The following is a 5,738-nucleotide window of genomic DNA, read 5'->3' as shown; positions in this document are numbered from 1 at the left end:
GTCGGCCGGGCAGTACATCCGGTCGCATGAAGCCGTGCAGCGTATCAGTATCCGTCGTCAGCTCCACGTCTTTATGCAGGTAAGCGGCGACGCACTGGCCGCCGCACTGGCACCGGAATTATTGCATCTCAGAGAACAACCTGACATCGTCAGAGAAAGGGCTCTCGACCGGGCGGCCGCCAGTGTTCGCGAAGCGCTGTCTGTTCATGTAACCCGCGGAGGAAATATTGATTACGCAGAGGAAGATCGCGACATTCTGACAACCATCGGTTTCCGGCCTGACAGAGCATCGAGAGACGACAACCGGGCAAAATATACGCCTGAACAGAGTCAGATTTTCATGCGTCGACAGGCCGCGCAGACCCGCAAAAAATCCGCATAAAACGCCCCGAAAATACCCGTCTTTTTAATAAAAATAGCCATGCATGCCTACGCTGCATGGCTTTGCATGCAAAACCCTGAATTTCCCACACCCTGTCGCACCAGCACTGGCGCGGCCTGAATCCCTTCATGCACCTGCATTAAAAGCGCCCCACGAAGCGGGCAGGCGTGGCGGGGAGAGCATTGCGCGCTGGGTAATGGTAATAAATTAAATATTAATTAAGGCTGGTTAAATGATCAGCTATGGCCTTAGAGTGTTTTGATACAGAATGAGAGTTCTCTGAATTGAAATTGACTGACTTATCATGGACAGTGTAAAAAAGCTCAAATCGATCAACTGGAAAGAGTTAATAACGAACAGTCACAGTTGGATTGAATCAAGATTGGTTAATCACCCTTGTGATAGTCAAGCTAAGATAGTTTCTAGGATTTTTACCATTCCATTCAGCGGAGTTATACAAGAGCATCATCACTTAGTGGAATCTATGGCTGATGCCATTGAACACTACGTCTTTGATAAAGAAGCTCTTGTTAAAATGAAAGCGGAGGGCGTCACTCCCTTCAGAAAAGCTGCACAGTTTTTTGGGGATACAAATCCAGTCAAGGATGGTAAGTACGGCGAGTTGCTCCTTTATATCCTATCAGAGGCTATACTTAATACACCGATGGTCTCGCATAAAATCACCAATTTAACAAATTTAAACGATCAGGTTAAAGGTGGTGACGGTGTTTTCTTTGGTGTTTATAGAGATAATCTTTCAATATTGATTGGTGAGTCAAAGATTTATAAAAGCTTCAGCGGGGCTCTAGAGAGCGCATTTGACTCTCTTGATCGGTTTACTAAAACTTATACAAGTGGTGCACTTGGTCATGAACTTTTCATGGCTAGGACTAATATATCTAGTAATTTTGATTTCGAAACTATGGAGTTGATCTATAAAGCATTTACTCCTGGTGATGATATTTATTCTGAGTGTGTTAAAACACACCCGGTCCTGCTGATTTTTGAAGATGCAGAAATTAAGGCTATAGAGGAAAAAGCAGTCAACAAGGCAGAGGCCGAAAGACTTTTCGATGCATGGCTGACTAAAAAAAAGGAAGCGATAAAATCCGACATTGATGCAAAGCTAATCAAATACCCTCATGTGAAACCTTGTTTCTTAGACTTTTTCCTAATACCCATGACGGATGTTGGTGAGTTTAAAAAATCGTTATATAGAGCTATCCATGGAATAGATTACAAAGAAAATTAATAAAATGTCTTTTGGAGTTGCTATGAGTAAAAGTACTGCTACTACAGCAATCAATCATCAAGATTTTACAAGCGTATTTAATTTGTTGGTTGAGCACTTGTTTTTGAAAAACAGAGGTGAGGAAGAAAAATATAAAATATCTGATGAAATGATTAGAAGAGCAACTTGGCTTGCATCACTTGGATCATCTGGTGACGAAAATGATAAAAATATAGCCAGTGCTTTCGGTACCTTGCTTTATCTGTATGACACAAGTAATGACCTGTACCTCAAGGCGTGCTATATCCTGCAATCAAGGGCTGGTAATATTGTTTCCACTAAACATTTAGAAGGCCTTTTTGGGCATGGGAATATTATTAAACATTTTAGCTCGTCATTAGATTTTGAACTCACAAGTCAAAAATTTCTTCTTGAAAAAAGATTGTCTGATAACAATTATATTTATTTCACTCATTTTCAAAGAGGTCTGTGGGATAAACTGGAAAGTGGCGAGAACGTTGCAGTATCTGCACCAACATCTGCCGGAAAATCATTTGTAATAAAAAGGTATATATACGATAGTGTTATATCGGCCAATGAAGGTTATTTTGTTTACGTTGTACCTTCAAAAGCTCTGATAAACCAGGTTGGCAATGAAATGTCTAGGGAATTAAAAGGCATAGCTACAGTAATGACAACCTATAAGGCCTTAGACGATGATGCGTTGAAAATAGTATATGTCCTTACACCTGAAAGATGTATGCGGTTGTTGAATGAGAATGACAATAAAGCCCCTAAAATAGTTTTTTTCGATGAAATACAAAATTTAGAAGATAATAGTAGAGGAAATGTTTTCGAAAATATTATCTATAGGATGACAAGTTTATGGCAGTCAACTCAATTTATTATGGCTGGCCCATATATCATAAACTTACATCATTCCCTCAGTAAAATCATTGATATTAATCTGGTTGAGCAGACAACTTCTACAACCCCAGTTTTACAACTAAAGGTCGTACTTACAGTACATAAAAATAAAAAAAACTGTTGAATACAAATTAATAAGTCCCGTCGGGGATGCTGTTTTAGGTGAGTATAATATAGGCAAGGCATTGTATAGTAAGTTATCTGCATCAAAGGGAGCAGCATTAAAGCATATAACTTCTATTTTGGATGCAGATGAGCAAAATATAATATACGCACCAAAGAAAAATTTGGCTGAGGGATGGGCCTTGGCCATTGCTCAAAGTGATAGTGAAGACTCGGAGTTAGAGGAAGGTGAAACTGATTTAATCTATGATGCTAGAATTGATAATTTGTGTTCATTCTTGGAAAGTGAAATACATCCCCTTTATTCCCTCGTTAGAAGTCTTAAAAAGGGGGTCGCATTCCATCATGGGGGGTTGTTGGATGTGGCAAGGCTTGAGGTAGAGGACCTATTCGTTGATGGAGCAATAAGAAATTTAGTGTGTACCTCAACCTTACTACAGGGGGTGAATCTTCCTGCTGATAGAATGATTGTAATATCCCCAAAAATTGGTGACTATGAGTTATCCCATTTTGATTTTTTAAACCTTATTGGTCGAGCAGGTAGGATTAATACATCTTTATATGGTGAAATTTTTTGCATTCAGCTTGTTGATGAAGAGTGGGCTGAAGATAAGATAGAGTCTAATGAAACCAAGGAGATACAGTCTTCGGTTTTAAGAAAGCTTAATGAATATAGTGAGTCAGTTGTAAGTTACATTGATGTCTACACTGAAGATATTATTGATGCACAAGGAGATCTTAAGGCTGTAACTTTAGCATCATATCTACGAAGCCAATTCTTAGTAGATAGAGAACATTATGATAAAATAATAAGTAACTCCAATCTTACTTCTAACCAAATTAGAGTGATGACGAATAGACTGGAGGCTTTAGAAGATGTTTTAAAAGTTCCGAAGGATATTGTATATAAAAATCCATTCATAGATCCTCTTTTGATTGATCAACTTTATTTTTTGGTTGAAAGCGAAGGTGTCAATAAATGGATGATTGATAAATACCCTAGGGTGAGGTCTGGAGTGGCAGATCCTAATGTCGAATTCCAGTTTATGAATTATTACAATCAATATAAAAGTATAGTTACACGTTTGGATGATATTTTTGGGATAGAGAAAGAGATTAATTATAAAGAAGATGGTGTGTCAAGGAAATCAAGTTATTATGTTTCCATCTTTAAATTAGTAAACGACTCACACAAGTGGATGCAAGGTAGAAATTATAGATTTTTTATCGATGACATGGTAACTAAAAAATTAACAAGTAAAGGTATCTCGGTTGATTATAAGAAAATTGACGGAATTACCAACTTTGTAACTACGCACATTAATACTAATTTAACTTTTATTTTGGTTAAATATCTTTCTCTTTGGGCTGACGTGGTTAGCTCATTTATGACGGAGGAAGAGCGTACGCTGAATGCATTTTTCCTCAATCTTTCATCTATGTTGGAAATGGGTAGTTATGATCCTCAGGTATTAGAGGTGATGGCTTATGGGATAAATAGAAGCACCGCAATAGAATTGCTAAAAAAACAAAAAATGAAAAGTGAACAAACTACTTGGCAATATTTGATGCAATATAATTTGGATAGGCTTTCACCATTGCACAGAAAATATTTACAAAGAGCAGGCTTTGGGTCTTCAAAGCCTGCGTAATATTATTGTAATTTACTTTGCTTTTTCGATGAAATCTCCCCACCAGGCAAGTAAATCTTGCCTTTGTGGGAGATAGGTGGAGCGATTGTAAGCTCTTCGGATTTCATTTTTATCTATGTGCGCCAAAGCAGCTTCAATCACGTCAGGATTAAAGTTTGCCTCATTCATAGTAGTACTCGCAATAGCTCTTAATCCATGAGCTACTAACTTTCCACCATACCCAATCCGTTTTAGAGCAGCATTAGCAGTCTGGCTGTTCATTGGCATTTTGGGATCATTTCTACTCGGGAATACATATTCACGATGAGCACTAATAGGCTTCATTACTTCCAAAATATCTAAAGCCTGAGGTGACAAAGGGACAATGTGTTCACGCTTAGCCTTCATTCGTTCGGCGGGAATCGTCCACAGTTTGGTCTCAAGGTCGATCTCTGCCCATCGAGCGCCGGAAGCCTCTGAGGGGCGAACGAGCGTAAGGAGCTGCCATTCAATGAGACAGCGAGTAGGAACAGACAGATTAGACATGACCAAAGAACGCATCAACTTTGGTAATTCTTCAGGCCGCAGTGTCGGCATATTTTGTTTTTTGGGCTTCTCAAAGGCCATTCCAACACCTGATGCTGGATTGGCATCAATCAGGCCGGTGTTGACTGCGTAAATCATGATTTCGTTAATACGCTGTACCAAGCGGCGAACTGTCTCCAGTGCTCCTCGTGCTTTGATTGGCTCAAGAGCTTCAACAATCGTTCTGGCCTTAATCTCCTGAACAGGTATCGCGCCTATTGCTGGGAATACGTCTTTATCTAGAGAGCGCCAAATATCCTTCGCGTAGTCCTCAGTGACGCTTTTGCTTTTCATTTTGAACCAGTTGGCGGCCACTGTTGAGAAAATACTATTCAGCTCCATCTGACGTTGTTCTGATGCTTGCTCTTGCTGCTGTTGTGGATCCATCCCCTGCGCGAGCGTAGCCAAATTTTGGTCGCGTATCTGACGAGCTGCTGCGAGTGTAAGGGCAGGGTATGAGCCGAGACTCAAATTTGTGCGGCTGCTGCTTCCCGGTCGTTGATAACGGAAACGCCAGAGTTTTTTACCGGAGGTTTTGACGAGTAAGAACAGGCCATCACCATCATGCAGGGGGAAGTCTTTTTCGCGGGGTTTCGCTTTGAGGATTTCATTGTTAGTGAGGGGGCGTGTGATGCGCTCCATGCCTGGATTTCGTCCATAATTGGTACACGTTTAATGGACCACAGTATAGCGTGTACCTAAACGTGTACCAATTTTGTCTAGATTTAGCCGGATGTTCTCAGTCTATTGCAGACACAAAAAAGCCCGCAGGGCTTGCGCCGTGCGGGCTCTTAGGACTTCATCGGATGACTCTGGTAATCACCGATGGAGAATTTTGGTGGGCTGGCGGGAGTTGAAC

Annotated in this window: 5 protein-coding genes; 4 read left to right on the top strand and 1 reads right to left on the bottom strand. The window is 40.4% G+C overall.

Features of this window, described 5'->3' with window-relative positions; genetic code table 11:
• The 4 genes from FDW95_RS11400 to FDW95_RS11385 form a co-directional block, all read left to right on the top strand.
• Positions 1 to 382: phage polarity suppression protein (locus FDW95_RS11400; RefSeq protein ID WP_137363508.1), on the top strand; the 382-nt coding region annotated here is incomplete at its 5' end.
• A gap of 304 nt (positions 383 to 686) precedes the next feature.
• Positions 687 to 1,634 carry a DUF1837 domain-containing protein gene (locus FDW95_RS11395; RefSeq protein ID WP_115257698.1) on the top strand — a complete coding sequence of 316 codons (948 nt, stop codon included), beginning with the start codon at positions 687 to 689 and terminating at the stop codon, positions 1,632 to 1,634.
• Positions 1,635 to 1,656: 22 nt separating this feature from the next.
• Positions 1,657 to 2,664: a DEAD/DEAH box helicase gene (locus FDW95_RS11390; RefSeq protein ID WP_170972991.1), complete on the top strand. Its 1,008-nt coding sequence runs from the start codon at positions 1,657 to 1,659 to the stop codon at positions 2,662 to 2,664.
• Positions 2,665 to 2,725: 61 nt separating this feature from the next.
• On the top strand, positions 2,726 to 4,315 hold the full coding sequence (locus FDW95_RS11385) for a helicase-related protein (protein WP_170972990.1): 1,590 nt from the start codon (positions 2,726 to 2,728) through the stop codon (positions 4,313 to 4,315).
• Positions 4,316 to 4,327: 12 nt separating this feature from the next.
• Here the strand turns inward: FDW95_RS11385 and FDW95_RS11380 are convergent, their stop codons facing one another.
• Positions 4,328 to 5,521 carry an integrase domain-containing protein gene (locus FDW95_RS11380; RefSeq protein ID WP_115257701.1) on the bottom strand — a complete coding sequence of 398 codons (1,194 nt, stop codon included), beginning with the start codon at positions 5,519 to 5,521 and terminating at the stop codon, positions 4,328 to 4,330.
• Positions 5,522 to 5,738: the final 217 nt, after the last annotated feature.

Origin of the sequence: Citrobacter sp. wls718 (genome assembly GCF_005280945.1) — a bacterium.
In the GTDB taxonomy this organism is placed as follows: Bacteria; Pseudomonadota; Gammaproteobacteria; order Enterobacterales; family Enterobacteriaceae; genus Citrobacter; species Citrobacter gillenii.
The sequence above is the reverse complement of the archived record's forward strand: the minus strand, read 5'-3'. Positions and strand labels throughout refer to the sequence as shown.